The 26,890-nt window shown below is 45.0% G+C and carries 17 protein-coding genes and 1 pseudogene; 8 read left to right on the top strand and 10 right to left on the bottom strand.

The window, feature by feature from the left end; all coding sequences use genetic code 11:
- Nucleotides 1–3 precede the first annotated feature (3 nt).
- The gene (purL, locus tag IPJ02_04695; GenBank protein MBK7374868.1) at nt 4–2,256 is read right to left on the bottom strand and encodes a phosphoribosylformylglycinamidine synthase subunit PurL; all 2,253 of its coding nucleotides are present in this window, start codon (nt 2,254–2,256) and stop codon (nt 4–6) included.
- Nucleotides 2,257–2,365: 109 nt separating this feature from the next.
- Here purL and IPJ02_04690 point away from each other — a divergent pair, with 109 nt between their 5' ends.
- The 6 genes from IPJ02_04690 to IPJ02_04665 all read left to right on the top strand — a co-directional run bounded on the left by IPJ02_04690 (nt 2,366) and on the right by IPJ02_04665 (nt 10,542).
- Nucleotides 2,366–3,622, top strand: coding sequence for a hypothetical protein (locus IPJ02_04690; protein MBK7374867.1), 1,257 nt, complete (start codon nt 2,366–2,368; stop codon nt 3,620–3,622).
- Nucleotides 3,623–3,734: 112 nt separating this feature from the next.
- Nucleotides 3,735–5,930: a glutamine synthetase III gene (locus tag IPJ02_04685; protein MBK7374866.1), complete on the top strand. Its 2,196-nt coding sequence runs from the start codon at nt 3,735–3,737 to the stop codon at nt 5,928–5,930.
- 122 nt (nt 5,931–6,052) lie between these two features.
- Nucleotides 6,053–6,442, top strand: coding sequence for a hypothetical protein (locus IPJ02_04680; protein ID MBK7374865.1), 390 nt, complete (start codon nt 6,053–6,055; stop codon nt 6,440–6,442).
- A 305-nt stretch (nt 6,443–6,747) separates the two neighbouring features.
- Nucleotides 6,748–7,761 carry a PorP/SprF family type IX secretion system membrane protein gene (locus IPJ02_04675; GenBank protein MBK7374864.1) on the top strand — a complete coding sequence of 338 codons (1,014 nt, stop codon included), beginning with the start codon at nt 6,748–6,750 and terminating at the stop codon, nt 7,759–7,761.
- Nucleotides 7,762–7,822: 61 nt separating this feature from the next.
- On the top strand, nt 7,823–9,667 hold the full coding sequence (locus IPJ02_04670) for a gliding motility-associated C-terminal domain-containing protein (protein MBK7374863.1): 1,845 nt from the start codon (nt 7,823–7,825) through the stop codon (nt 9,665–9,667).
- Between the two features lie 74 nt (nt 9,668–9,741).
- Nucleotides 9,742–10,542, top strand: coding sequence for a transporter (locus IPJ02_04665; protein ID MBK7374862.1), 801 nt, complete (start codon nt 9,742–9,744; stop codon nt 10,540–10,542).
- 304 nt (nt 10,543–10,846) lie between these two features.
- Here IPJ02_04665 and IPJ02_04660 read toward each other — a convergent pair whose 3' ends face one another.
- Nucleotides 10,847–15,805, bottom strand: a complete 4,959-nt coding sequence (locus IPJ02_04660; protein MBK7374861.1) for an SBBP repeat-containing protein — start codon at nt 15,803–15,805, stop codon at nt 10,847–10,849.
- Nucleotides 15,806–16,250: 445 nt separating this feature from the next.
- On the opposite strand from IPJ02_04660, the gene IPJ02_04655 reads away from it, so the two are divergent.
- Both IPJ02_04655 and IPJ02_04650 read left to right on the top strand, forming a co-directional pair.
- Nucleotides 16,251–17,327 (top strand): Ldh family oxidoreductase, encoded by a 1,077-nt coding sequence (locus IPJ02_04655; GenBank protein ID MBK7374860.1) that lies wholly within the window; start codon nt 16,251–16,253, stop codon nt 17,325–17,327.
- 32 nt (nt 17,328–17,359) lie between these two features.
- Nucleotides 17,360–18,678 (top strand): annotated as a pseudogene (locus IPJ02_04650) (aspartate kinase).
- A 110-nt stretch (nt 18,679–18,788) separates the two neighbouring features.
- Here the strand turns inward: IPJ02_04650 and IPJ02_04645 are convergent.
- The 8 genes from IPJ02_04645 to IPJ02_04610 all read right to left on the bottom strand — a co-directional run bounded on the left by IPJ02_04645 (nt 18,789) and on the right by IPJ02_04610 (nt 26,698).
- Complete coding sequence (locus tag IPJ02_04645; GenBank protein ID MBK7374859.1) at nt 18,789–19,838, bottom strand: PD40 domain-containing protein; 1,050 nt, start codon at nt 19,836–19,838, stop codon at nt 18,789–18,791.
- Nucleotides 19,835–20,173: a hypothetical protein gene (locus IPJ02_04640; GenBank protein MBK7374858.1), complete on the bottom strand. Its 339-nt coding sequence runs from the start codon at nt 20,171–20,173 to the stop codon at nt 19,835–19,837. The genes IPJ02_04645 and IPJ02_04640 overlap by 4 nt, the downstream gene beginning before the upstream one ends.
- A 7-nt stretch (nt 20,174–20,180) precedes the next feature.
- Nucleotides 20,181–20,756 carry a DUF4287 domain-containing protein gene (locus tag IPJ02_04635; protein ID MBK7374857.1) on the bottom strand — a complete coding sequence of 192 codons (576 nt, stop codon included), beginning with the start codon at nt 20,754–20,756 and terminating at the stop codon, nt 20,181–20,183.
- Between the two features lie 67 nt (nt 20,757–20,823).
- On the bottom strand, nt 20,824–21,642 hold the full coding sequence (locus IPJ02_04630; GenBank protein ID MBK7374856.1) for a helix-turn-helix transcriptional regulator: 819 nt from the start codon (nt 21,640–21,642) through the stop codon (nt 20,824–20,826).
- A 182-nt stretch (nt 21,643–21,824) separates the two neighbouring features.
- Nucleotides 21,825–22,289 carry a DUF962 domain-containing protein gene (locus IPJ02_04625; protein MBK7374855.1) on the bottom strand — a complete coding sequence of 155 codons (465 nt, stop codon included), beginning with the start codon at nt 22,287–22,289 and terminating at the stop codon, nt 21,825–21,827.
- A gap of 298 nt (nt 22,290–22,587) precedes the next feature.
- Nucleotides 22,588–23,637, bottom strand: a complete 1,050-nt coding sequence (gene queA, locus IPJ02_04620; GenBank protein ID MBK7374854.1) for a tRNA preQ1(34) S-adenosylmethionine ribosyltransferase-isomerase QueA — start codon at nt 23,635–23,637, stop codon at nt 22,588–22,590.
- Between the two features lie 189 nt (nt 23,638–23,826).
- Nucleotides 23,827–25,641 (bottom strand): ABC transporter ATP-binding protein, encoded by a 1,815-nt coding sequence (locus tag IPJ02_04615; GenBank protein MBK7374853.1) that lies wholly within the window; start codon nt 25,639–25,641, stop codon nt 23,827–23,829.
- A 286-nt stretch (nt 25,642–25,927) separates the two neighbouring features.
- On the bottom strand, nt 25,928–26,698 hold the full coding sequence (locus IPJ02_04610) for an AMP nucleosidase (GenBank protein MBK7374852.1): 771 nt from the start codon (nt 26,696–26,698) through the stop codon (nt 25,928–25,930).
- Nucleotides 26,699–26,890 lie beyond the last annotated feature (192 nt).

Here is a 26,890-nt window from a genome sequence, read left to right as displayed (position 1 = left end):
ATTTTATAACGCCGTTAATGCATGTTCGCTCTCATGTCCCGCCAGTAAATTGGCAATGGCATTCTCATACTTGTTCTTCCATTCATTCACCGTTCCCCAATCCTCGCCGTTGATACTGATTTGGCCCGATGTTACTTTCCCAAGATAGGTAACCGTCATTTCCATTTTCTCCAGCAGCATGTTAAAATCATTCCTGTTCTCTTTCGAAACAGAAACCACCACCCGGCTCTGGCTTTCGCCAAACCAGAAAGCATCTGGCCTCACCCCCAGTCCCTCTCCAATGGAGAGGGGTGTGGAGAACCCCAAATTCCGGTTGAAACAACTTTCGATCAGGGAAATAAATAAACCGCCTTCACTGATATCGTGTGCCGAACTGATGAGTTTTTTATGGATCATTTTTTTAACCTCGTTCTGCACGTCAAATTCTTCTGCCAGGTTAAAATAAGGAGCCGGGGAATATTCCACGCCATGTATCTTGTGTAAATATTCCGATGAGTTGATGTCGTTGCGTTGGGTACCTACTAAATAGATCTCGTCATCTTCCTGCTTGAAATCCATGGTCATCTTATCATCCGGGCTTTCTAATAATCCCACCATGCCAATGGTAGGGGTAGGGTATACCGCCCCATCCGGTCCCTGGTTGTAAAAACTTACATTGCCCCCTGTTACCGGGGTATCAAATTTCACGCAGGCCTCACCCATGCCTTTGATGGCATGAACGAACTGGTAATACACTTCGGGGTCGAAAGGATTTCCAAAGTTGAGGCAGTTGGTCACGCCCAATGGTTGTCCGCCGCTGCAAACGATATTCCTGGCGGCTTCTGCCACCGCGATCATGGCGCCTTTATACGGATCGGCAAAAACATAGCGGCTGTTGCAATCTGTAGTTAGTGCCAGCGCTTTTTTGGTTGGTTTTGCAATAACAATGGCGGCGTCGCTTGGTGCATTGGTACTGGCATTGCCGGTACCCACCATGCTGTCGTACTGAACATATACCCAGCGTTTGCTGGCAATGTTGGGAATCTGAATCAGCTGCTCTGCAACGGCTTTCAGGTCTGTTGGTATGGCAATGCTATTTGCATTGAATGCTTTTATCTTTTCAAAATACTTCGGCTCGGTATAATCTCTTGAATTTTGCGGGGCGCCGCCGCCAAGCACCAGTTCGTAAGCCGGTAATTCCGCTTCCAGATTTCCATGCATGTAAAACTGAAGCATGCCATCGGTTGTTACTTCACCGATCTCACTGCAGGGGAGGTCCCACTTTTTAAAAACATCCAGTACCAGTTTTTCTTTTCCTTTTTCTGCAACGAGTAACATACGCTCCTGGCTTTCGCTTAAAAGCAGTTCCCATGCCTTCATATCTTTTTGTCTTGTCGGAACCTTATCGAGATCAATCCGCATTCCGGCTTCTCCCTTTGCACTCATTTCAGAAGTGGAGCAGATGATCCCGGCAGCGCCCATATCCTGCATGCCTACCACGGCACCTGTTTGTATCACTTCCAGGCAGGCCTCTAATAGTTTTTTTTCCTGGAAGGGGTCTCCAACCTGAACGGCAGGCAGGTCTTCTGCACTGTCTGCCGTAATATCAGCCGAGGCAAAGCTTGCCCCGCCAATGCCATCTTTACCCGTGGCGCTTCCAACAAAAAAAACCGGGTTGCCTTTTACATTACCGGAAGTGGCAGAAACGGTTCCGCCATTCTTTAAGATACCAACACTCATGGCATTCACCAATGGATTGGTATGATAACATTCTTCAAAATAAACCTCACCGCCAACAGTTGGTACGCCAAAGCAATTTCCATAATGGCCAATGCCATGCACCACGCCCGCCAGCAAATGCTGTGTCTTTGCTTCGGTCAGTTTTCCAAAGCGCAAAGAATTCAACGAAGCGATGGGCCGGGCCCCCATGGTGAAAATATCTCTATTGATGCCGCCCACGCCCGTTGCAGCGCCCTGGAAGGGTTCAATAGCAGATGGGTGATTGTGTGATTCAATTTTAAAAACTACGCCATAGCCGTCGCCGATATCCATCAACCCGGCATTTTCTTCGCCGGCCTTTACCAGCATTTTTTTCCCTTCCCGGGGCAGTGTCTTTAACCACTTGATGGAATTCTTATAACTGCAGTGTTCGCTCCACATGGCACTGAAGCAACAGAGTTCATTAAAGTTGGGCGTGCGTCCGAGCTTTTGTTTTATGAGTTCAAATTCTTCTGCTGTCAGTCTTAGTTGTTCGGCTGTTTTTACTGTTATTTCCATAAATCTGATGAGGAACTGGGTGAAAACGCAAAGGTAACAACTGCCTGCCTTTTATCCTGACCCGCAAAGCAAATATTTTAACTATCTTCCCACACCAAAATGCACCGCATTGAATTACCTGTTATTTGCTGTTTACCTGGTTGCGTTAAGCTGGTTGCTGCTGCGGATCCCGGCCATAAAGAAGTCGGGCATCGACCGTAAGGTAATACTCGGACTTTTTCTTTTTAAGATCGTTGCCGGAATTGCCATTGGCTGGCTTTCACTCCATTTTTACGGCAGCGGCAATGATTACTGGGACATTAACCGGGAGGCATGGAATGAGTACCGGCTTTTACTCACGGATCCGGCAAAGTACTTCAGCAATATTTTTACTTCGGATTACCCCGGCGGCTACGGAGGCATGTTCAGTTCTTTTAATTCCTTCTGGAACGACCTGCGGGGTAATATCCTCATCAAACTGGTCTCTGTATTCAATATCTTCAGCCGGGGCGATTATTATATCAACAGCCTGTTCTTTAATTTCCTCGTGTTCTTCGGCCATGTGGCGCTGTATAAACTGTTCATGAAAATTTATCCGGGCCGGCAATGGCTGGTCATCACCGGTTGCTTTCTTTTGCCTTCTGCCATGTATTTTTCATCGGGGATCCATAAAGATGGCCTGGTATTCCTGCTGCTTGCTGTTTTGATCTATACGATCCACCGATCGCTTGGGGAGAATAAGGCTGGTGTAAAACGGATCCTTTTAATAAGTATCACCCTGGTCCTGCTTTTTCTGATCAGGCATTTTATCTTCATCGCCCTGGTCCCGGCATTGATCGCCTGGGTTCTTTGTTCAAAATATAAATGGAATACTGCCATTACCTTTGCTGCCGTTTACCTGGTAACCGGGTTGCTGCTCTTTAATATCAGTTCCGTTTTCCCCCGAATAAAACCGCTTGAACTGATCACCCAGCGGCAGGCGGAGTATTTAGATCTCGGCCCATCGGATACCCAGATTGAGCTTACCAAACTTGATCCTCATTTCAAAAGCTTTGCCGCCAATGCGCCCCAGGCTCTCAATCATGTTTTGCTGAGGCCTTATTTATGGGAGCTTCCGGTAAAGTCGCTGCTAGCTTTGAATATCGAACTTTTTATTTACCAGGCAACCTTCCTGTTATTCCTTTTTTTCCGAAGAAGGGACCTCAATGATATCAATACTCCTTTTCTGCTTTTTGCCCTTAGTTTCTGCTTCTCCCTCTTTCTGCTCATCGGCTATATCGTACCCAACCTGGGCTCCATTGTGCGCTACCGGAGCCTCTATCTTCCCTTTATGATCACCCCATTACTCTGTTCAATTGCCTGGGATAGGGTAAAGTTTAAAAATTAAAATAATATTAATTTTTTTAACCAGGTTACCCCTATTTTTTACAATTTATTTTAAAAAATATTGTTTTATAGAAAGATTTAATGTTTTTTTGTGACTTAAAATCAAAAAATGTATGGAATCTTTACGTTTTAAAGCGTTAGACAATCTTGGTAAAGGCCTCCCCAAAGTAGTTGTGGAGAGCCCGGGCAAGATCACTGAGATCTTCAATGAGAATGTGTTCACCCTGCTGGTGGCCCGTAAGTACCTGAGTGATGAAGCCTACAAAAGCCTGGTTGCATCAACCCGGGGCGGTAAAAAAATTGACCGCAACATGGGTTCACAGATCGCCAATGGCATCCGGGCATGGGCAGAAAGCAAAGGGGTTACTCACTTTACCCACTGGTTTCAACCGCTGACAGGTTTATCTGCTGAAAAGCACGATTCTTTCTTTACGTTAAAATCCGATGGTACGCCTATCGAAGAATTTGAAGGCGCTGCATTGATACAACAGGAACCGGATGCATCTTCTTTCCCAAGTGGTGGCCTGCGGGCAACGTTTGAAGCAAGAGGTTATACTGCATGGGATCCGTCTTCCCCGGCCTTTATCATGGAGATCGGACAGGGCAAGACCTTGTGCATACCAACCATCTTTGTTTCCTATACCGGTGAATCATTAGACACCAAAACACCTTTATTAAAAGCATTGGTGGCATTGGATAAAGCCGCTGTGGATGTTTGCCAGTATTTTGATAAGAACATCACAAGGGTTACTGCAACCCTGGGATGGGAACAGGAATATTTTGTGATCGATGCCGGTTTGGCAAATACCCGTCCCGACCTGCTCCTGGCAGGCCGTACCGTTTTTGGCCATGCACCTGCAAAAGGCCAGCAGTTAGATGATCATTATTTTGGAGCGATACCGGAAAGGGTTTATGCATTCATGCGGGATTTTGAACAGGAGAGTTATAAACTGGGCATTCCAATCCGCACCCGTCATAATGAAGTGGCACCTGCGCAGTTTGAGTGTGCGCCGATCTTCGAAGAGATCAACCTGGCCGTTGACCACAATACCCTGCTGATGGATATTATGGAAAGGGTTGCCAAACGTCATGGACTGAAATGTTTATTGCACGAAAAACCATTTGCCGGCATCAACGGAAGCGGTAAGCACAATAACTGGAGCATGGCTACGGATACCGGGGTTAATTTACTGGCACCCGGAAAAACGCCGAAAACAAATTTGATGTTCCTTGCCTTCTTTGTTAACTCCATCAAAGCAGTACATGATTATGCCGACCTGCTGCGGGCATCTATTGCCAGTGCAGGGAATGATCACCGCCTGGGAGCCAATGAAGCGCCGCCTGCCATCATCTCCATCTTTATTGGTAAATATTTAACGCAGGTATTGAACCAGGTGGAGACCCGGGTATCGGGCAAATTTGATGAGCAGGATGAAGCCATGCTGAAACTGGATATACATAAGAGTATACCGGAACTCATGCTGGATAATACCGACCGTAACCGTACTTCTCCTTTTGCATTCACCGGGAACAAATTCGAATTCCGTGCAGTGGGTTCTTCTGCCAACTGCGCCATCTCCATGACCACATTGAATGCGATCATGGCGGAAACCTTACGGAAATTCAAAGTGGATGTGGACGGGCTGATCGAGAAAGGCGAGAAAAAAGAAGTGGCCATCATGCAGGTGATACAGAAATATATTGTGGAGAGCAAGACCATCCTGTTTGAAGGAGATGGCTACAGTGAGGAGTGGGAAAAGGAAGCAGCCAAACGCGGGCTGGCCAATGTGAAAACAACGCCGCTTGCACTGGATGCATATGTTACGGATAAATCCAAGCATCTTTTTGAGAGCAATGAAGTGTACAGCCACGTGGAACTGGAAGCCCGTCATGAGATCATGCTGGAAGCCTACATCAAAAAAGTTCAGATCGAAGCAAGGGTAATGGGAGACCTGGCTACTACATTCATTCTTCCTTCTGCCATTAAATACCAGAATGTACTTATCGGCAATATCAAAGGGCTGAAAGAAGTGGGTCTTTCTGAAACGGCCTATGCCAACCAGAAGCAGGTACTGGAGGCCATCAGCACCCACATCAACGAGATAAGCGACAACGTGGAGAAGATGATCGAAGAAAGGAAGAAGGCAAATGAAATTGAAGATACCCGTACAAAAGCCATCACGTACTGCGACCATGTGAAGGGTAAATACTTTGATGTTATCCGCTACCACGTAGATAAACTGGAATTGCTGGTGGACGATGCATACTGGACATTGCCGAAATACAGGGAGCTGCTTTTCTTAAGGTAATCAGATCACCCTATTTGAAAAATAATACCGGTCACCAGGTGGCCGGTTTTTTTATGAAGAAAATGGCTGTTGATTAAACTTCTGCATCCGCAAACCATCTATCTTTTTCAAAAATAATAAAAATGAAGACCCCCGGATTGATCTTAATTCTCCTTCTCCCTTCCCTTATCTCCTATTCGCAGATTGAACGCAAACCTGTCCCCGCAATAAAGGCCGACACCGTTGCCGGTAACCAGCCAGCCGGTAAAATGGACAAGGCTGGTCGTAAAGACCTGCTCAAGGAACTGGACCTTACCCGGGAGCAGAATTTAAAACTGAAAGAGATACGCCAGGCAAATAAAACAAAGAAAGAAGCTATTGAAAGCAACGGTCAGTTATCTGAAGATGAAAAGAAAAAACAATTTAGGGAACTGCAGAAGGAGCAGGCAAAAGCTATCCAGGCTATTTTAACCGATGAACAGAAAGAGAAGTTCAAAGCCAAAAGAAGGGAAGCAATGAAAGAAAATGATTAGATCAATTGCCGGTAAGGCGGAAAGACGGGAAGCATTGATTGTGGATCAAAATCATATGTCGCCTTATCGACTTCCCGGCGAAAGCAATATCCGGTTGCGATAGTTATCCGCATTTATTATACAGCAGTAAGGTTGAGCAAAAAAGAGAGGGCCGTTCACTAGTGGGCGGCTTCTCTGTTTTTTCATCCCCCATCCATGGGTATTTTCTCCATTTTAAGGGGGTAATTCCCCTTTTAATCATTTTAAGACCGGTGTAGCATTGTATCGAAACCGGCAATAATCTTTTACACTTAAAAGAACGATCCATGAGCAGGTACTTTAGCATGATCTTCCTATTCTGTTTTATCAGTCCGCTTACTGCTGAGTGCCAGAACCGCTTTTCACAGTTCTATGCTTCCCCTTTATTGGTTAATCCTGCCAATACAGGACGGTTCAATAAAAGCTACCGGATCGGCGGGTCATTCAGAAGACAAATAAATACACAGGAACAGCTATTCACGCAGGCTGCTTTTTTCTCGGACTTCAAGATCATGGAGAAACTGACCCCCCAACAGGATTGTTTTGCACTTGGGATTTCAGGCCTTTCAGAGAAAAGTGCAACGGATGGGATCAGGAATACGTATTTATCACTGTCTGCTGCTTATCAAAAAGGCCTGGATGAGGAAGGAAGGCAACAACTGGGCCTGGGATTTCAAACCACGCTCGGCCAAAGGCAATTGCTGAAGCCGGATTATGTGTTGGAAGACCAGCTTATTTCCTGGATAAATTCCGGCTATTCCAATATTGACATATCCCAGATCGGGGATGTGAAAGTTGCCTACATCGATTTGAATGCAGGCCTGGTTTACCAGGGAATGATCAATAACGCCAACCTGTTTACAGTTGGAGTCTCCATGCATCATATAACGGAACCCAGGCGTGTTTTCCAGGGCGGGGAACTGAATGTGCCGCGGCAAACCTCGGGGCATTTGGCCTGGGAAAAAAAGCTGGAGAATAACGGGAAAATATATGCGGCCCTGCTCATGAGCTATTCCGAAAGATCGGTCAATAACCTGTTTACGGGACTCACCTGTGAACTCAGCATAAACAGGAATAACCAATTCAGCTTTGGGGCATGGTTCAGGAGCAATCTTGTTGGCGGTAAAGCCATTGTACCCGTTGCCGGGTTGAATTTTATTGGATTTGCCATAAACACTTCTTATGACATTACTATTTATTCAAAGAACCGGGGACAAAAAAGCGCAATGGAGATCACAATGATCTATACCGGAGCAAAAAGCAGGGAGCGGTTTTTAGAAGACAGGTTCATAAAGTTTTAGAAAGGCTGTAACCCTATCTGTACATTTTTTTACATTAATCTTCACCCTATAATTTGTAACTATGAAACTTTTGATCACCTGTATGCTGAGCATACTTTCGCTGATGGCGAGTGCCGACAACCTGATCACCGGGAAAATGTCGGTGGCGCCCGGTGCCACAGAGACCTATACGATGAACTGGCCCGAGTGGACCAATATACATGAGTTTTATGCGAATGTCACCTGGAATGTAAGTTATGGGACCGTTTTATCCTCCGATAAGCATACCATAACCATTCAATGGGATAATATTCCTGCATGGCTGAATGGGCAGGGAGTAATAGAAGTGTATGAAGACCTGACCACCCAAACGGGCTATGGTTATATTGACATCGTGAATTATATCGTGGGCACCATCGAGACATGCAGCGGTGTATTGGGTACTCCTGCCATTTTTGAGGATTTTGGCACCGGGCTTAATCCTGGTCCACCCTTACCGGCAGGCGCAACAACCTATCAATACCAGGCAAATTGTTATATCCAGCCCGGCCTCTACGCAGTATCAAACAATGTCATTTTTTGTAATCCAAACTGGTTGGCATTGCCCCAGGATCATACGCCATCGGATGTTAACGGTTATATGTTATTGGTAGATGGCGATGATAATGTTGGGGAAGTATACCGAACAACGGTAACCGGGCTTACCCAGGCCTTCGGCTATGAATTTTCTGTTTACATAGCAAATTTAGCTGATCCAAGTGGCGGTTTTTTTGAACGTCCTCAACTCCATTTCGAGTTACGTGATCTGTCAAATAATTTAATTGAGAATAGTGGTACTTATACCGTGGAATATGACCCGGTAAATCCCTGGCAGAAATTATCATTTATGTTCGATCTTCCTCCCGGGGTCACTTCTTTGCAGGTCATTCTTGTAAATGAGCATAATAGCCGTAATGGCAATGATTTTGCTGTAGATGATATATCCTTTGCCCCCTGTTTTCCCCCGATCCTTGCCTCCTTTTCAAACAGCTCCATTGTTCAGAAATCATATACCTGCAACAACGGCACGGTCAATCTTTATTCCTGGTGGCCTACTCCCGGGATCCCTTTTCCAAATCCCTCCTTCCGGTGGCAAAGGAGTACCAACAATGGGTTAAGTTGGGTGGATATTGTCGGGGCCGCTTCCATGAGTTATGTTCATACAGAAAATACAGCCGGCATATATCAATACCGGATGTATGCCTATGAATCTTCCGATCCATCGCAATTCGTAGTATCAAATGCGTTAACATACTTCGTTCAGAAAATGGTTGTGGATGCGAAAACATATAATGCTTTCAGCTGCAACCCGGCTCCCATGCAATTGATGCCGGATTATTACCTGCAATATTCAGATCCCAATGGTCCCGCTCTTTCCTATACATTTACCTGGTCTCCGGCTACGCATCTCAGCAACCCGAATATTGAAAAACCGGTCATTAGCCTGTCTCCTTTAACACCGCCCAATATAAATGCACCAACAGCGCCACCCCCGGTGGTCTATACCTATAACCTGGTGGTAGCGAATACAAATTTTACCGGATGTATTGCCTCCGGTACGCAAACCGTTAAACATTATAATCCCAGGAAAGTCGCTGTTCCTACTGCATTTACACCCGGTGCAGCTACGAATTATTTATTCAGGCCGATCAACCTGCAGGATTATCCCGGGGGTGAGTTCTGGGTATGGAACAGGTGGGGCAACCTGGTATTTCATTCAACCGGTCCAACCCTGCTGGATTATTCCTGGAACGGGAACTACAGCAACGGACAACCGGCCGATCCGGGTAATTATGCGTGGCGGGTGACCATTCCCGGGTGCCCGAATAATATTCTTAACGGCGCCGGGAATTCAAACCCATATGGAAATGTTCTGTTAATACGCTGATGAAACGCTTTTATTATGAAAACTGAATTATTATATTTGTTCATAGCTGCTCCTCTGTTTAAAAAGGAGCGGCTATGTTTTTTATGAAGAAACATATTTTAACCGGCACCCTGATCCTGCTTGCCTTTGCGGCAAAAGCCCAGGATGAAAAAATGGTCACCGACCGGCCAGGATTTACCAATCACCCAGCCACTACCCGCAGCAAATGGATGCAGGCAGAAACAGGATTTTCAAGAGTGTCGGAGAAATATTTCCCACCTTACAAAGACCAGATCTTCCAGCACCCGTTCTTTCTGGCGAAATACGGGATCGGAAACCGGTTTGAAGTGAGATTGATAACCGTATTCGCTACAACAAGGGAAGAAGCCACGAATACAACCACAACCATTACCGGCATCAATACGGTTCAACTGGGCGGGAAATTGAATTTCTTAAAAGAGAAGGGGCTACGGCCCGGTATTTCCCTGGTGGCACATTACCGGTTCAACAGGTTAAAATTCTTACGGCCCCGGTACGACAGTATTGATGGGGCCAACTTCCGGTTTGCGGTAGAACATGCTTTTTCAAAAGCATTTTTTTTAGGGTATAATTTTGGTATGGAATGGAAGACCTTCCGTTCCGAGCCGGCATATGTATACACGATATCTCCCCGGGTTTTCATTGCTGAAAACTGGCTGCTTTTTGCAGAAGTGTATGGCTATGCCTGGCCAAAAAGAACACCGCAGAACAGCATCGATTTCGGGCTGGCCTATTATATCAATGACAATCTCAAGATAGATGCTTCGGCCGGATTTGGACTGAGGAAACCAGCACCCGATAATTTTTTTGCTTTTGGTGCATCGTTCAGGTTCAGGACCTCAAAACGGGCGGATTAGTAATTTTTAAAATAGCAGTTTAATTATGAGTCTCAAAAGCAACAGCCAGTTTCCTGATGATGTAAAGAAAAACAACTTAGGGAACGGCAGAAGGAGCAGGCAAAGAGTATCGAGGCTATTTTAACCGATGGGCAGAATGAGAAATTTAAATCAAAGCACCGGGAGATGATGAAAGAAAACAATTAGTTATCTGCTTTTATATATATCTGTAAGGTTGAGCAAAGAAAGGCCGTTCATTTTTGAACGGCTTTTCTGTCTTCTAAATCTTTTAGAATTCTTGTTTATATGTACTTAGTAAAATATTTTACCTGATAATCAGTACGTTTCCGTTAAGTGATATTTCTCTTTTTAAATCATATCCTTTTATCAAATAAGTGTATGTACCATTAGGTTGTTTTGCACCTTTATAGGTTCCATCCCATCCTTTGTTAATGTCTGTGGTTTTGAAAACCTCATTTCCGTACCTGTCAAATATTAAAAAGTATTGGAGAGTAAAAGTAATTGATGGAGGTATTCGGAAAATATCATTAATACCATCACCATTTGGCGTAAAGGAGTTAGGGATATATATGTGCTTAATGACAGTCACCGTAATGTTTTTTTCAGCATAGCAGTTGTCAACCGAGTTTACTGACAATTTATAAACTGTAGTATTTGTTGGTTTTGCAACTGGATTAGATATAGCAGGATTATTTAAAGTGGTGGACGGCGACCAAAGATATGTAGCTATATTCCCGGTTATCTGTGCATTTAACTGGATTGAATTGCCGGAAAATATCGTTGGATTGGTTGGGTTCAATGTAATAACAGGAATTGGTTTAACAGTCATGTTGATCGTGTCAGAATAAACAAAAGGTGAAATTGAACATATCGAAACAGTGTTCATGATACAGTATATTTTATCCCCGTCAGCTAAAGAATTACTTAAATAGGTTAAACTGTTTGTTCCTACATTAACTCCATTTACCTGCCATTGGTAAGCGGGGCTTGTTCCTGCATTTAAAGGATTAGCTGTAAAACTTACAGATGTTCCTGCACAAATATTACCGGCTGGGTTTGCTGAAACACTTATTGCAGGTGGAGAAACAATATTCATACTGATGATGTTGGAAGAAGCAGTTGTTGAAACCAGGCAGTTACCACCGGTTACAGCTATATCACAGGTAACTGTATTACCATTGGTTAATGTGGCACTGGTATAGGTATTGGAAGTCCCATTCTGAACACTGGTTCCATTAACCTTAAAATTATAATTTATGGTACCACCTCCGTTGTTGGATGAAGCAGCTGTAAACAATACTGAACTGCCAACACACACGGGACCTGCAGGGTTAGCTGTAAGGTTAACGGCAGGAGTTATGTTTTGGTTCACGATCATTATAATGTTGTTGGAACCGGCAGTGGTCGGTGATACACAGTTTGCATTGGAGGTCATGATCACAGTAACAATATCGCCATTGGCTAATGAAGCTGAAGTATATGCCGAAGCATTTGTTCCTACATTAATTCCATTCACCTGCCACTGATAAGCAGGTGTGACTCCTCCATTGGTAGGATTGGCCGTTAAAGTAACGGGTGTGCCGGCACATATGGTGGTTGCTGACGCAGTTATGGCAACAGAAGGAATCACTGTTGGAGTGACATTCATGGTTATTAAATTAGAAGTAGCCGTGGTGGAAGCCATGCAGTTCCCACCAGTCACAGTTATATCGCAAGTAATGGTATTTCCGTTTGCAAGTGTTGAACTGGTGAATGTATTTAAAGCTCCGTTCTGAACACTGGCCCCATTTACTTTAAAATCGTAATTAATGGTACCACCTCCGGTATTATTTGCGGCAGCAGTAAAAGTTACTGGAGTACCCGAACAAATATTCCCAGGAGGATTGGCGGTAATGTTTACTGATGGTGTCAGATTCGGATTCACTGCCATTGTAATGGTATTCGAAGTGGCTGAAGTTGAAGTGAGGCAGTTACCACCGGTAATCGTTATATCACAGGTAACGGTATTTCCATTAGCCAGTGTAGAACTGGTATGTGTATTGGATGCACTGTTCTGCACAGAGGTTCCATTAACTTTAAAATCATAATTGATCGTACCACCTGCGGTATTAGAAGCGGTGGCAGTAAAGGTTACTGAAGTGCCTGCGCAAACCGGGCCGGGGGGGTTGGCAGCAATGGTTACACCCGGCGTTACATTCGGATTCACAACCATAGCGATTGTATTTGATGTAGCCGAAGCTGGTAATGCACAGGTCAAACTCGATGTCATATTAACATTAACAAGATCACCATTGGCCAAAGTGCTGCTATTATACACAGCTGAATTTGTTCCCACGTTTATTCCATTAACCTTCCATTGATAGGCCGGGGAACTTCCTCCATTCGTTGGCGTAGCCGTAAAAGTTACTGAAGTGCCTGCACAGATACTGGTAGCTGATGCGGTAATTCCAACAGCGGGTGCCAGGGCTGCGGTTACGGTCATGGTAATAGTATTGGAACTTGCAGTAGTTGGAAAAGCACAAGTGGCATTTGAAGTAAGAATAACTTCTACTACATCAGCATTGCTCAAAGTGGATGAAGTAAATGTCGGTGCATTTGTTCCCACATTTATTGCGTTAACCTTCCATTGATAAGCGGGTGTACCTCCCCCATTGGTTGGCGTTGCTGTAAAAGTTACTGAAGTGCCGGCACAGACAGCGCCCGGCGGGTTAGCCGTAATATTCACTGCAGGGGTGAGGACGGGGTTCACCAGCATAGTAATACTGTTGGAAGTTACAGTAGCCGGCGAAACACAGTTTGCATTGGAGATCATAATAACATTTATAATATCACCATTGACCAAAGCGCTGCTGGTATACACCGGTGAATTTATTCCCACATTTATTCCATTAACCTTCCATTGATAGGCCGGTGTGCTGCCTCCATTCGTTGGTGTTGCAGTAAAAGTTACTGAAGTGCCGGCACAGATTGCGCCTGGAGGGTTAGCTGTAATATTCACCGCAGGAGTGAGGTTTGGATTCACGAACATTGTAATACTGTTAGAAGTTGCAGTAGCCGGCGAAACACAGTTTGCATTGGAGGTCAGGATAACATTTACAATATCTCCATTGACCAGGGAAGCAGAGTTGTATGTTGCCGCATTTGTTCCCACATTTATTCCGTTTACCTTCCATTGATAGGCGGGCGTGCTGCCACCATTAGTTGGCGTTGCAGTAAAGGTCACCGAAGTCCCTGCACAGATAGCACCTGGAGGGTTAGCGGTAATATTCACAGCAGGAGTGAGGATCGGATTCACCAACATAATAATACTGTTGGAAGTTGCAGTAACTGGCAAAACACAGTTTGCATTGGAGGTCATGATAACATTTACAATATCTCCATTGACTAAAGTACTGCTGGTATACACCGGTGAATTTGTTCCCACATTTATTCCGTTAACCTTCCATTGATAGGCCGGTGTACTGCCTCCATTGGTTGGTGTTGCAGTGAAGGTTACTGAAATACCGGCACAGATTGCGCCACCGGGGTTGGCCGAAATATTTACAACAGGGGTTAAGATCGGATTCACCAGCATGTTTATGGTATTGGAAGAAGCTGTGGGGGAAGCCAGGCAGGCCCCTCCACTAACCGTTATGTCACAGGTCACGGTATTTCCATTCGCCAATGTTGTAGTAGTAAAAGTATTGGAAGTGCCGTTCTGAACACTTGCCCCGTTCACCTTAAAGTTATAATTAATGGCTCCTCCGCCTGCATTTGAAACAGTGGCTGTGAAAGTTACCGGTGTGCCTGCACAGATAGCACCTGAAGGATTTGCAGTGATGTTTACTGCAGGAGTGATCGGTGTGGTACAGCTTTGCGTATATTTTGCTACGAAGGCATCACGGCTGGAAGATGTGGTCATATTAAATATTCCGGCCCCGGCATCAAAATCCCTGGTGCCGTTAAAGTAACCTGTTATAAAAAAATCCCCTGAGGAATGAATATCAAAACCATATCCTTCAAAATCTCCAACATAATTTGAAAGATCAAGATCTATCGCCCAGGAAAAATTTCCACCTGCAGTAAGTTTAGAAACGAACAAGTGATTGTTATTATTAGGACATGACAGATTATAAATACCGGGACCCGGATCAAAATCAACCGTGGCATTAAAATAGCCAACGGTATAAACATTATTATTCGCATCGGTTTTAATAACATACCCCATATCATCATGTTGCCATAAACCGGTACCGCCAAATTGTGCTGCCCATACAAAATTTCCTCCGGCATCGAGTTTTGAAACAAAGGCATCCCTTGCATACAGCGCCGTTTTATTATATACACCCGGCCCGGGATCAAAATCACAGGTTCCGCTAAAAAAACCTGTTGTACAAACATTTCCTGCAGCATCAACAGCAATGGAGGTTCCCTCATCACCGAAGTAAGTATTAGCCCCACCCATTTGTTTTACCCACAAAAAATTACCTGTGGGGTCAAGTTTTGAGACAAAAATATCCTCGTCACCCAGTGCGGTTAAGTTATAGGTTCCAGTTCCGGGATCAAAATCGCCGGTGGCAAAAAAATTGCCTGTTGTATAAATGTTCCCGGCAGCATCTACCGTGATCGACCGGGCCCTAGTTTCAGTGCTTCCTGCACCTATTTGCTTTGCCATCACAAAGTTGCCTGCTGCATCAAGTTTGGAGATAAATGAATTGAACCCACCCGTGGCAGTTAAGTTATAAACTCCGGGTCCGGGATCAAAATCTACTGTGAGATAGAAAAGCCCCGTTGTATAAACATTTCCGTTTGCATCAACTGCTATAGAATAAGCCTTATCCGTAAATGCAAGAGCTGCATTTCCAAATTGTTTTACCCAAACTAAATTACCGGAGGCATCAAGTTTTAATACAAATACGTCAGGTACTCCAATTCCCAGGCTTGTAAGGTTTAAAACTCCTGGTCCAGGGTCAAAGTCAGTTGTGCCTATAAAATAGCCGGTCACATAAACATTTCCACTTGCATCAACAGTAATACCCCGTCCCATATCCGCGTCATTAGTATTTGTGGGTGGTAATATACCTGCCATTTGTTTTGCCCAAACAAAATTACCGGCTGCATCAAATTTTGTAACATAAATATCAACTAAAATAATATTCAGCCCGGTAACCGTAGTGAGATTGTATACAGCCGGCCCCGGATCAAAATCCACGGTTCCCCGAAAATATCCTGTTGAATAAATGTTCCCGCTGGCATCAACAAATACGGCATTCCCTGTTGCCATATCGGGGTTACTTAAACCACCTATTTGTTTTGCCCATACAAAACTTGGGGTTTGGGCACTTAAATTATTGGGTGAAATAAGAAACAAGCAAAGATAAACACTCGCCAAAAAAAAATAAATCTTGCAGGAATTACATTTTAATAATGCCCCGTAAAGATATTTTTTTATGGTACCTGAAAAACACACAGGTTGTCAGTAGTTTGGTTTTGTTTAGTAATCTTATAATGTAAAAATAACTGCTACGATCTTTTCCTGTGGGGGGCTAAAAAACTTTAGCAATATAATAAAAATATTATTTTTTTCATAAAAACGAACATGATTTTTGTATAAAAGGGTGTTTTAACCCTGATAGCAAAATTAATGTTCATTCAGTATACCGGATTTTGGCGTGTGATTTTAAGCAGAGTGTTACTTCGGGCGTATAAATTTGATTTACTTTTGATAGATGAGTACAACCTTCCCTTACAACCATCTATTCAACTTCTCAAAAAATATATTCGTAAAGATCGGCTGCAGCGATGCCGATGCAACAATAGCAACTCAATCTCTTTTATCTGCAGACCTGCGTGGAGTAGACAGCCATGGGGTGGCACGGCTCAGCGGTTATATCCGTTTGTGGGAAGTGCAGCGGGTTAATGCAAAACCGGGTATTAAGATCGTACATGAAACGCCTTCCACTGCTGTCATCGATGGAGACCGGGGATTGGGCTTGGTTGTTGCTCCATTCGCCATGCAGGTAGCCATCAATAAAGCAAAGCAGGTGGGCACGGGTTGGGTAAGTGTGCGCAACAGCAATCATTTTGGCATTGCCGGTCACCATGCCATGATGGCACTGGAAAATGATATGATCGGCATGGCCATGACCAATGCATCGGCATTGGTGGCGCCCACATTCTCTAAAGAAAGAATGCTGGGAACAAATCCCATCGCGGTTGCTATCCCTGCAGGTGAGCAACCGGCCTTTGTTGCCGACTTTGCAACAACCACTGCGGCAAATGGGAAACTGGAAATTCTGCAGCGGAAAAATCAATCCATGCCATTGGGCTGGGCGCTAGATAAAGAAGGGGAGCCGTCAACAGATCCCCATGCAATAAAAAATGGCGGGCTGCTCTTACCACTCGGCGGCGATAAGGAACACGGCAGTCATAAGGGGTATGCACTAGGCGCCATTGCCGATATTTTCTCCGGCATATTAAGCGGCGCCAACTATGGGCCCTGGGTTCCACCTTTTCCTGCGTACTTACCCATGCCAGAAAGTATGCCCGGTGAAGGCATTGGCCATTTCTTTGGCGCCATGCGCATAGATGCATTCCGGACAGCAGGTGAATTCAAACAGCACATGGATAAGTGGATAGCCCGTTTCCGTTCTGCCAAAACCATCCCCGGCCAGGAAAAAGTACTCATCCCCGGCGACCCGGAAAGGGAAATGGAAGCGGAAAGAATGGAAAAAGGTATTCCCCTGCTTCAGCCGGTTATTGATGACCTGAAAGCGATCGGGGATAAGTTCGAAGTAGTCCTTTAAGGGCTATATTTGCAACTCAAAATTTACCAAGAATGAAAGTAATGAAGTTTGGCGGAACCAGTGTGGGTAAGCCGCAGCGGATGCAGGAAGTGGCGATGCTGGTTACAAAGGATGACGAATCCAAAATAGTCGTTCTCTCGGCTTTAAGCGGAACCACCAATGCCCTGGTTGAGATCAGTGAATCCCTGGCGAGGGGCGACCGGAATGCAGCCAGGGAGCAGATAGAGGTACTGCATGAACATTATAAGAATTTCAACTCGGCATTGCTGAAGAATGAGGATTCATTGCAAAAGGCAAATGCCGTATTGAATGAGCACTTCGAATTCCTCACCATCATCCTCCGGATATCTTTCAGTGAAGCACTGAACAAGGATATCCTGGCACAGGGAGAACTGCTCAGTACAAAACTATTCAGCATCTACCTGGAAGAAATAAAAGTGGATCATGTTTTACTGCCCGCCCTCGATTTTATGACCATCGATATTTATGATGAACCCCAGGTGGGAACCATCAAAGTGAAACTTGCCCAGTTGCTTCAGAAGAATAAGGACAAGAAGATATTCATCACCCAGGGATACATCTGCCGCAATGCAAGGGGGGAAGTGGACAACTTAAAAGAGGGGGCAGCGACTATTCGGCTTCGCTCATAGCGGCAGCCATCAATGCCGGTGTTTGTGAGATCTGGACCGATATCGACGGCATGCACAACAACGATCCCCGTATCGTGAACAAAACCTATCCCATCGAGCAGTTAAGTTTTGAAGAAGCAGCCGAGCTGGCTTATTTCGGCGCAAAGATCCTGCACCCGGCCAGTATCTGGCCTGCGCATTTTTATAATGTACCGGTGAAACTGCTGAATACCATGGATCCAACAGCAAAGGGGACCCTGATCACCGAGAAGGCAGGAAGCATTGGCGCCAAGGCCGTTGCTGCAAAAGATGGCATCACGGCCATCCGTGTCAAGAGCAGCCGCATGTTGCTGGCTTATGGTTTCCTCCGTAAAGTATTTGAAGTTTTTGAAAAGTACCGTACTTCCATCGATATGATTACCACTTCGGAAGTGGCGGTGTCTGTTACCATTGATAATGATGTGAACCTGCCGGATATCATTAAAGAACTGGAACCCTTTGGTACCATTGAAACCGACAGCAACCAAACCATTGTTTCAGTTGTAGGAAATGAAATTGAGGAAACAAAGGACGTGATGAAGAAACTGTTTGATGCCATTGAGCCCATACCGGTTCGTATGGTAAGTTATGGCGGCAGCAAGCACAATGTTACGCTGCTGATCGACAGGCAGTATAAGGAACAGACGCTGCAGTTGCTGAATAAGGGGTTGTTTGGGTTGTAAAGCGATACCGGATTACGGATTCAAGATACCAGATACTGGATCCGTTTTCTTGTTTGTGGATCCTGCTTTTGATTGAACTTCCTTTAATGACTACTGACCAATGACCAATGTCATTTCCCTGGCATCCAGAACGGACTCTCATCCCTCCTCGGCTGTGTAGTTAGCCTGGTTTTGATCCGGGTCTCAAGATGGATCATCCATACATCGTAATTCTTTGAATCTCCTTTTGTATAGGCGATCCATTTTCCATCGGGCGACCAGGAGGGGGAGTAGTCTTCCATCGGATCTTCAGTCAGGTTGACTATGTTTTTCCCATCGGTATCCATCAAAAAAATCTCGTAATTACCATCAGCTGTTTTGCCATAAAATGCGATTTTACTTCCATCGGGCGACAGGGCTGGGCCCCCATCAAATCCCGGCCGGTTTGTTAACCTGGTTTCGTTTGTACCATCAGCATCCATAACAAATATTTCTCCATTGCCGGGTGCATTGGCACTGGTATCTTTTAAATCTCTCAATTCCCTTGAAAAATATATTTTTTTTCCATCGGGCGACCAACCTGCAGCATCTTCAAAATATCCGTTGCTGGTCAATCTTTTCAGGTTTTTGCCGTCTGCATCCATTACATAAATTTCTCCGTTCTTTTCATCACGGTTTGAAATGAACATAACCTGTTTCCCATCCGGTGAAAAGTATGGTACACGGTCGCCAGACGGATGGTTGCTGATATTGGTTTGTTTTTTACCATCTGCATCCATGATATATATTTCATTATTGCCATCCCTGTTTGAATAAAATGCCAGCCTTCCATCCGGGGCATAGGAAAAAGCATAGTCAATTGCCTTGTTGCAGGATAGATTTTTCAGGTTTTCGCCTTTTGTATCCATGCTATAAATTTCAAAATTGCCATCCCGGGTCGTCATGAAAGTTAAATTACCGGTGGGTTGCTCCAGCCTGGACCAGTTGGTTGTCTTTTTTGATTCCCACTTGCCGGCGTTTTGCACCATATTGGCCGACTGTATTTCATTGCCCGTTAGTTTTTGTATCTCTCTATATCTGCCCGGCTTTCCGTTCGGAGAGGTAATGGTAATGTTAAGTGTCATCCCGCTATCTGTGATGCGCTCCGATTCACCGGCCGCTAAGGCGCCTTCTATATTCACACTTTGATAAATGATTTTTGTTTCTGTTGGTTCCAGGTATAATACCCGTCCCATAAAACAACCCACTGCGACCTGCGGGGAAGATACCCGGCGATCTTCAGCAGCAGGGTATTTGCATTGATGCCCTTTGTGAATTCATAACCGAAATAGCTTGGGGAGAATTCTTTTGCCGGATCATGATCCAGGTTATTTGACCTCCATTTTCCCCCATCCTGTAAAAGGATATCGCATTGTTTCAGGTAACTTTTAAGTCCCGGGTTTGTATTGGTTTGTGCATTTACCTTATGGATGGTAACTAAAAGAATGAAGGCGGCGCAAAGGATGTTTTTATACATCAGGGTATCATTTTTTATGGGTTCTGTTGTAGGATAGTTGAATATACTCAATTAGTTTTTTATCAAACTGTTTGATATCCGTAATAACAGCCATGTGCGATATCCGGGGCATGGGGCCGGAGAGTTTTGTTTTTTGTATGGTTTCATGGAAGGCCGTATCGCCCAGGTCCATGCCCAGCCTGATCTCTTTGGGTTTGATATTGATGGCGGCAAATTCCCTGGTGGCAGTAAAGGATACATATGTTTTTTTCGGGATCAGCTGCGTATCGGGGAACTGCTTCAGGATCATTTCGGAGACTGCATTGAAGAGCGGACGCATTTCTTCGCATTTTGCAAACTGGTTGTCCAGCAAAGAAGCTTCGTTCTGATAAACGGGTTTGCCATTGTTCAGGTAAAGACCCGCAAGCAGTTGAGCCTGCAAATGATTCAGTTTGTGTTCGGCTTTGAGCCAGTTGGTGATCTCCATTTGTTTGGTAAGACCTGACTTTTTTACAACGGGCAGCCATTGTTCCAGGGTTCTGCCTGTTTTCTCTTTGGCAGTCTGAATGAACTCCTGCTCAAATTCTCCGGATGTTTTTGCCATGATGGTTGATTTTGTTCAGATGCAAAGAAAGGCTGCGACGATGATCTTGTATTGGAAAAATTTTACCTCAGCCCACCGCTATGTAATTTAGATATTCGGACTGTTTCTGAAGATATTCCTGTGGCGTAAAGCCGGAGAACAGTTTAAAGTCATTGATAAAATGCGCCTGGTCGTAATACCCGCTTTCCAAAGCGAGACCGGCCCAACTGATATTCTTTGATGCATCGATCTCCTGTATGGCTTTTTGAAAGCGAATGACCTTAAGGAACCCTTTCGGCGTTAATCCCACATTGTCTTTAAACAGTTTTATCAGGTGCTTTTGCGAATAACCCACTTTATGGGATATCTGTTCAATGGTTAATTGGCTGGGCGCCTCCACGATCCTGTTAACCGCAAATTCAATAAAAGGATTCACAACAAGTTTGGTATGAAATTTTTTCAGCAGGAAATTTTCTGCGGTAAGGAATTTCTGACTGATGGAAGGCATTTCCAGGATCATTTCCCGCAAATCCATGATCTCATTGGTAAGCACCAGTTCACCGTCCACCACGCTGTCGGTAAGTTCATAGAGCGGCATCTGCACAAAAGGATAGGATCTGCCTTTATGAAAATTAATGATGAACATTTCACTGTCCCTTCCCGAAGGGATGCTTATGTATTTATTCCGCATCCCCGAGAACCAGACATCCCGGCAGGCCTGTATCTCCTTCAGGGTCTCATTGTCGTAAATGTATTTGGGATAATCGGTGAGGTCAATTACAATATTCACATTACCATCGGGTAAGAACCGGTCAACCGAATGAACCGGGTTATAATCCCGGTAATAAATAAAACTTTCAACAAACTGGTTGAGCGGGTAAGCCGGCATATGGAGTTGAAAGACCATTTAGTAGAACAATAATAAAAATTTATATCATTTTAACATCAGACCCTGATTAACCAGCATCTTGTATCCTGTATCTTGTATCCCGTATCTTGTATCCCGTATCTTGTATCCTGTATCTTGTATCCTGTATCTTGTATCCCGTATCTTGTATCCTGTATCTTGTATCCCGTATCAGCATTTCGTTATATCCCTATCCCCAGTTTCTTATAAATAAGACTCATCAGCCAGGCCGGCCCGATCATCAGGAACTGGATGTCTTTGAAGAAAGATGGTTTTTTGCCTTCTATTTTATGACCATAGAACTGCCCGATCCAGGCTACCACAAAAATGATCACACAGAAAAGCCAGAGGGGCATGATGCCGGAACTTTCGATCAGGTTGCTGAGCCAGAGACAGAAAACTGCAAACAGCAGCATACCAATCCATAAAGTGCGGGAGAGGGAGATATAATAAAATACCGCAAGGATCATTACGACCATGGCAACATTAAGCGTAATGCCGGAAATGGCAAATGGTAGTTTGATGCTGTACAATAATCCCGTTATGGAAAAGAAAATAGAGGGGACACATATCCAGTGGATGGTCTTATTGGTATGATCCTTGTGACTCTCGCCGTATTCGCTGAGCCATTGCTGAATGGTCTTCATACTGAGTAGTTTTACTCAGCTAAAGTTAATTAAAACTGTTAACAATTCATTTGCAACAAATCAATCCGTTCCGGCGTCTTACTATTGGTTTTTCATAGGATATTGGATTAAACGGGGCCGGATCTTCATCTGGCCCCATTTTATTTCAAGGAATGAAATCTGCCGGTCTCATTTTACCGTAATTCTATAAGATTTTTCATAGGATATTGAATTGTACGGGCCGGATCTCTATCCGGCCTTCCTGGTATAAAAAAGCCCCTCGCAAAATGGAGGGGCTGGTATTGGTTGTAAGGTTTCTTTAGATGATCAGCATCGCATCTCCATAACTGAAGAAGCGGTATTTGTCCTTGATGGCTTTCTTGTATGCTTCCATCATCAGGTCGTAGCCGGCAAAAGCACATGCCATAATGAGCAGGCTTGTTTTCGGCAAATGGAAATTGGTGACCAGCGAATCGGCGATATTAAAATTGTACGGGGGATGGATGAAATGATTGGTCCAGCCTTCAGACGGTTTTAATAATTTTTGTGCAGTAAAGGAAGATTCCATAGCCCTCATCGTTGTGGTGCCGATGGAACAGATGCGGTGGCCGCCTTCCTTGGCTTTGTTCACGATCCGGCAGGCCGCATCTTCAATACGATAGTACTCGGCATCCATTTTATGTTTGCTCAGGTCTTCCACTTCAATGGGGCGGAATGTACCCAGGCCGGTATGTAAGGTGGCTTCTGCAAAGCGGATCCCTTTTATCTCAAGCCTTTTGATCAATTCTTCACTGAAATGCAGGCCGGCCGTGGGCGCTGCCACAGCGCCTTCGTGTTTTGCATAAACGGTCTGGTAGCGTTCCTTGTCTTCTGCTTCGGGTTTGCGCTTGATGTATTTTGGCAAAGGGGTCTCCCCGAGTATTTCCAGCATCTGCCTGAATTCCTCGTCGGTGCCATCCCACAGGAAACGGATGGTACGCCCGCGGCTGGTGGTGTTGTCGATCACTTCGGCTACCAGTTCATCGCTTTCGCCGAAATAGAGTTTATTGCCCACCCTTATTTTACGGGCCGGGTCAACGATCACATCCCAAAGCTTGTTGGCCTTGTTCAGTTCACGCAAAAGAAAAACTTCGATCTTGGCACCGGTCTTTTCCTTCCGGCCATACATACGGGCGGGGAAGACCTTGGTGTTGTTCACCACAAATACATCCTTGTCATTGAAATATTCCATGATGTCCTTAAAGTGCCTGTTCTCGATCTGGCCGGTCTTACGGTGGATCACCATCATGCGGCTGTCTTCACGTTTTTTTGCAGGTTGCTGGGCAATGAGGTTAAGCGGAAGGTCGAAACGGAATTGGGATAATTTCATGTAACGGTTTTTATATTATGGTTACATGCCGTGTACACTGGGTACTGAGTGATAGCCTTTTTAGAGGCGCTTATCATGTTACGGCATGATTTAAAGGGGGCAAAGGTAATAAAAATCAGTTAATTTATAAAGCAGGTAATGGCTTTTGTACGAAGATTTTTCATGGGGGAGATCAATTTGACCGCAAACTCAGGCCAGTACTGTTTTCAGCAGCAGTTTACCGGGGATCGAATCCACCAGCTTTTGGGTGTATTCGTTCTTTGGGTGATGGTAAACCTGGTCGGCCGTTCCTTCTTCCACTATTTTGCCCTGCTGCATCACCAGTATGCGGTTGCAGATATAATGCACTACCGACAGGTCGTGAGAGATAAAGATGGCGGTAAAACCGAATTCCTTTTTAAGATCGTTGATCAGGTTAAGTACCTGCGCCTGCACACTTACATCCAAAGCCGATACGCTTTCATCGAAGATGAGAAACCGGGGATCCAGTACCAGGGCACGGGCAATGCAGATGCGCTGGCGCTGACCGCCGCTGAACTGGTGTGGGTAACGGTTAAAATGACCGCTGCGCAGGCTTACTTTTTCAAGCAGCTCCATTACTTTTTCTTTCCGTTCATTCCGGTTGTTTAATATGCCATGTACGTTCAGCGGTTCCAGGATGGCTTCGCCGATGGTGATCCGTGGGTTTAATGAGCCATACGGGTCCTGGAAAACGATCTGGAGGTCTTTACGCAGACTGCGCAAAACGGAAGCTTTCATCCTGGTAATGTCTTCACCATTCAATATTATTTTCCCCGATGTTGGTTTTACCAATTGCAGGATGCTCCGGCCGAGGGTTGTTTTGCCGCAGCCGCTTTCACCCACCAGTCCCACAATTTCTCCCGGCTGAACATCAAAACTTACGTCATCAACTGCTTTAAAGAATTTAACCGGTTTGCCGAATATATTTTTCTTAACAGGGAAATGAACATTCAGGTTTTGGATTTCAAGAATGTTGGTTTGAGGTTGAGGTTTGTGGTTTGAGGTTTGAAGTTTGAGGCCTGCCTGTCCGGTAGGCAGGTTTGTGGTTTGAGGTTCGCCTAATGACGAATGACCAATGACCTGTGCTCCATTGGTATTTTTGACTTTTGACTTTTGACTTTTCAAAATTTCGGCCTTGGTTGGCTCTAAAAAATCACTCACCACCGGCAGGCGTTTATTTTTTGATTGTCCGGCGGGCCGGCAGGCCAGGAGGGCTTTTGTATAAGGATGTTTGGGAGCGGAGAGTATTTCTTTGGCATTGCCCTGCTCCACCACTTCTCCTTTGTGCATTACTACGATCTTGTCCGCAATGTCGGCTACAATGCCCAGGTCGTGGGTGATGAAGATGACACCCATATTGTTCTGCTCCTGCAGTTGCTTTATCAGCTCCAGGATGTTTCGCTGAACCGTTACATCCAACGCCGTGGTGGGTTCATCAGCGATCAGCAACGAGGGATTGCTGCTCATGGCCATGGCGATCATCACCCGCTGTTTCTGTCCCCCGCTTATTTCATGCGGGTAACGTCTCAGCATTCCGTCCGGGTCCGGCAGTTTTACTTTTTCAAAAAGCTCAATCGTTTTTTTGCGGGCGGTCTTCTTGTTCACTTTCTGATGAAGCATGATGGACTCCATTACCTGGAACCCGCAGGTGAACACCGGGTTTAATGAGGTCATCGGCTCCTGGAAGATCATGGCAATATTACCGCCACGTACTTCCTTTATCTCGGCTGCCGGTATTTGAATAAGGTCAAGCGGCTGTTCTTCCCAGCGGTAAAGAAAAGCATGGCCGAACACGGTACTCTGTTTGGGGAGTAACCTTAGCAGGGATAATGCAGTAACTGATTTGCCCGAGCCGCTTTCACCCACGATGGCCAGCAGTTCTCCTTTTTTTATTTCGAAGGAAATATTTTTTACAGCAGTAGTCCTTTCGTGACCCTTGCCGAAATGAATACCCAGGTTCCTTATGGAAAGTAATGAAGGCAATTATTGTTTTAAATGAATTGGATTATTAATAATTCTATACAGATATCCGTGTACTGTCAACGCTTCGATAAACTCAGCATGACAGTTGGTTAATTCGTGTAATCAGTGTGATCCAGGTAGTGTCCTATTTTGAATATTTTGTGACCTGTCATGCTGAGGAACGAAGCATCTCAGGTTTAGCAAACGATCCTGATCAGGAGATCCTTCGTACCCTGCCTACCGGCAGGCAGGCTCAGGATGACAATCATTCAAAATAGGACACTACCGTGATCCATACAATCCGTGATCAAAACTTAAGATGTCGTACGGTCAGCCCGTTATTCATCAGTTGCTTCAGCGAGTCGATGCCTATTTTGATGTGGATGTTCACATATTTGGCAGTCACCCGTTTGTCACTGGCAGCCGTTTTCACTCCCTCGGGGATCATGGGTTGGTCACTTACCAGCAACAAGGCGCCCGTGGGGATCTTATTGTAGAAACCAACGGTAAAAATGGTGGCTGTCTCCATATCTATGGCATAGGCCCTGATATCCAGGAGGTAGGTCTTGAATTTTTCATCATGCTCCCAGACACGGCGGTTGGTGGTGTACACCGTTCCGGTCCAGTAGTCAACCGCATAGTCACGGATGGTGGTGGATACCGCTTTCTGCAGGGCAAATGCCGGCAGGGCAGGTACCTCGGGCGGGAAGTAATCATTGGATGTACCTTCCCCCCTTATTGCAGCAATGGGTAGGATGAGGTCGCCGAGTTTATTACGCTTTTTCAATCCGCCACATTTGCCCAGGAACAAAACAGCCTTGGGGTGTATGGCGCTCAGCAGGTCCATGATCGTGGCAGCACCGGGACTGCCCATTCCGAAATTAATGATGGTGATATTGCCTGCTGTGGCACATTGCATGGCCTTGCCCACGCCCACCACCCGCACTTTATTCCATTTGGCAAAAAGTTCTACGTAATTGGAAAAATTGGTAAGCAGAATATATTCGCCGAATTTTTCGATCTTTTCTCCGGTGTACCTGGGTAACCAGTTCTGTACAATTTCTTCTTTTGTCTTCATAACCCCATCCCCTAAAGGGGGATGATTTCTCTTTAAAATGTTTATAATAATTGCTGCACCTGTTTTAAGGCATGCGGTAGAAAAACTTAGATTAATCTATACCTTTGGAACCTGGCATTTCAACCAATGCAGTCTTTAAAAATACAAAAATTTACCTTACTAAGATCAATACATTCCCCTTTTGGGGATAGG

Source organism: Chitinophagaceae bacterium, from assembly GCA_016710165.1.
Classification (GTDB): domain Bacteria; phylum Bacteroidota; class Bacteroidia; order Chitinophagales; family Chitinophagaceae; genus Ferruginibacter.
The sequence above is the reverse complement of the archived record's forward strand: the minus strand, read 5'-3'. Positions and strand labels throughout refer to the sequence as shown.

What these genes read in the sequence shown, in the direction of transcription:
- queA (MBK7374854.1), bottom strand. Translation starts at nt 23,637, where the DNA reads ATGAAATTATCCCAATTCCGTTTCGACCTTCCGCTTAACCTCATTGCC.
- IPJ02_04625 (MBK7374855.1), bottom strand. Translation starts at nt 22,289, where the DNA reads ATGAAGACCATTCAGCAATGGCTCAGCGAATACGGCGAGAGTCACAAG.
- IPJ02_04680 (MBK7374865.1), top strand. Translation starts at nt 6,053, where the DNA reads ATGAAGACCCCCGGATTGATCTTAATTCTCCTTCTCCCTTCCCTTATC.
- IPJ02_04635 (MBK7374857.1), bottom strand. Translation starts at nt 20,756, where the DNA reads ATGGCAAAAACATCCGGAGAATTTGAGCAGGAGTTCATTCAGACTGCC.
- IPJ02_04660 (MBK7374861.1), bottom strand. Translation starts at nt 15,805, where the DNA reads ATGGCAACAGGGAATGCCGTATTTGTTGATGCCAGCGGGAACATTTAT.
- IPJ02_04655 (MBK7374860.1), top strand. Translation starts at nt 16,251, where the DNA reads ATGAGTACAACCTTCCCTTACAACCATCTATTCAACTTCTCAAAAAAT.
- IPJ02_04630 (MBK7374856.1), bottom strand. Translation starts at nt 21,642, where the DNA reads ATGGTCTTTCAACTCCATATGCCGGCTTACCCGCTCAACCAGTTTGTT.
- IPJ02_04670 (MBK7374863.1), top strand. Translation starts at nt 7,823, where the DNA reads ATGAAACTTTTGATCACCTGTATGCTGAGCATACTTTCGCTGATGGCG.
- IPJ02_04610 (MBK7374852.1), bottom strand. Translation starts at nt 26,698, where the DNA reads ATGAAGACAAAAGAAGAAATTGTACAGAACTGGTTACCCAGGTACACC.
- purL (MBK7374868.1), bottom strand. Translation starts at nt 2,256, where the DNA reads ATGGAAATAACAGTAAAAACAGCCGAACAACTAAGACTGACAGCAGAA.
- IPJ02_04665 (MBK7374862.1), top strand. Translation starts at nt 9,742, where the DNA reads ATGTTTTTTATGAAGAAACATATTTTAACCGGCACCCTGATCCTGCTT.
- IPJ02_04685 (MBK7374866.1), top strand. Translation starts at nt 3,735, where the DNA reads ATGGAATCTTTACGTTTTAAAGCGTTAGACAATCTTGGTAAAGGCCTC.
- IPJ02_04675 (MBK7374864.1), top strand. Translation starts at nt 6,748, where the DNA reads ATGAGCAGGTACTTTAGCATGATCTTCCTATTCTGTTTTATCAGTCCG.
- IPJ02_04640 (MBK7374858.1), bottom strand. Translation starts at nt 20,173, where the DNA reads ATGTATAAAAACATCCTTTGCGCCGCCTTCATTCTTTTAGTTACCATC.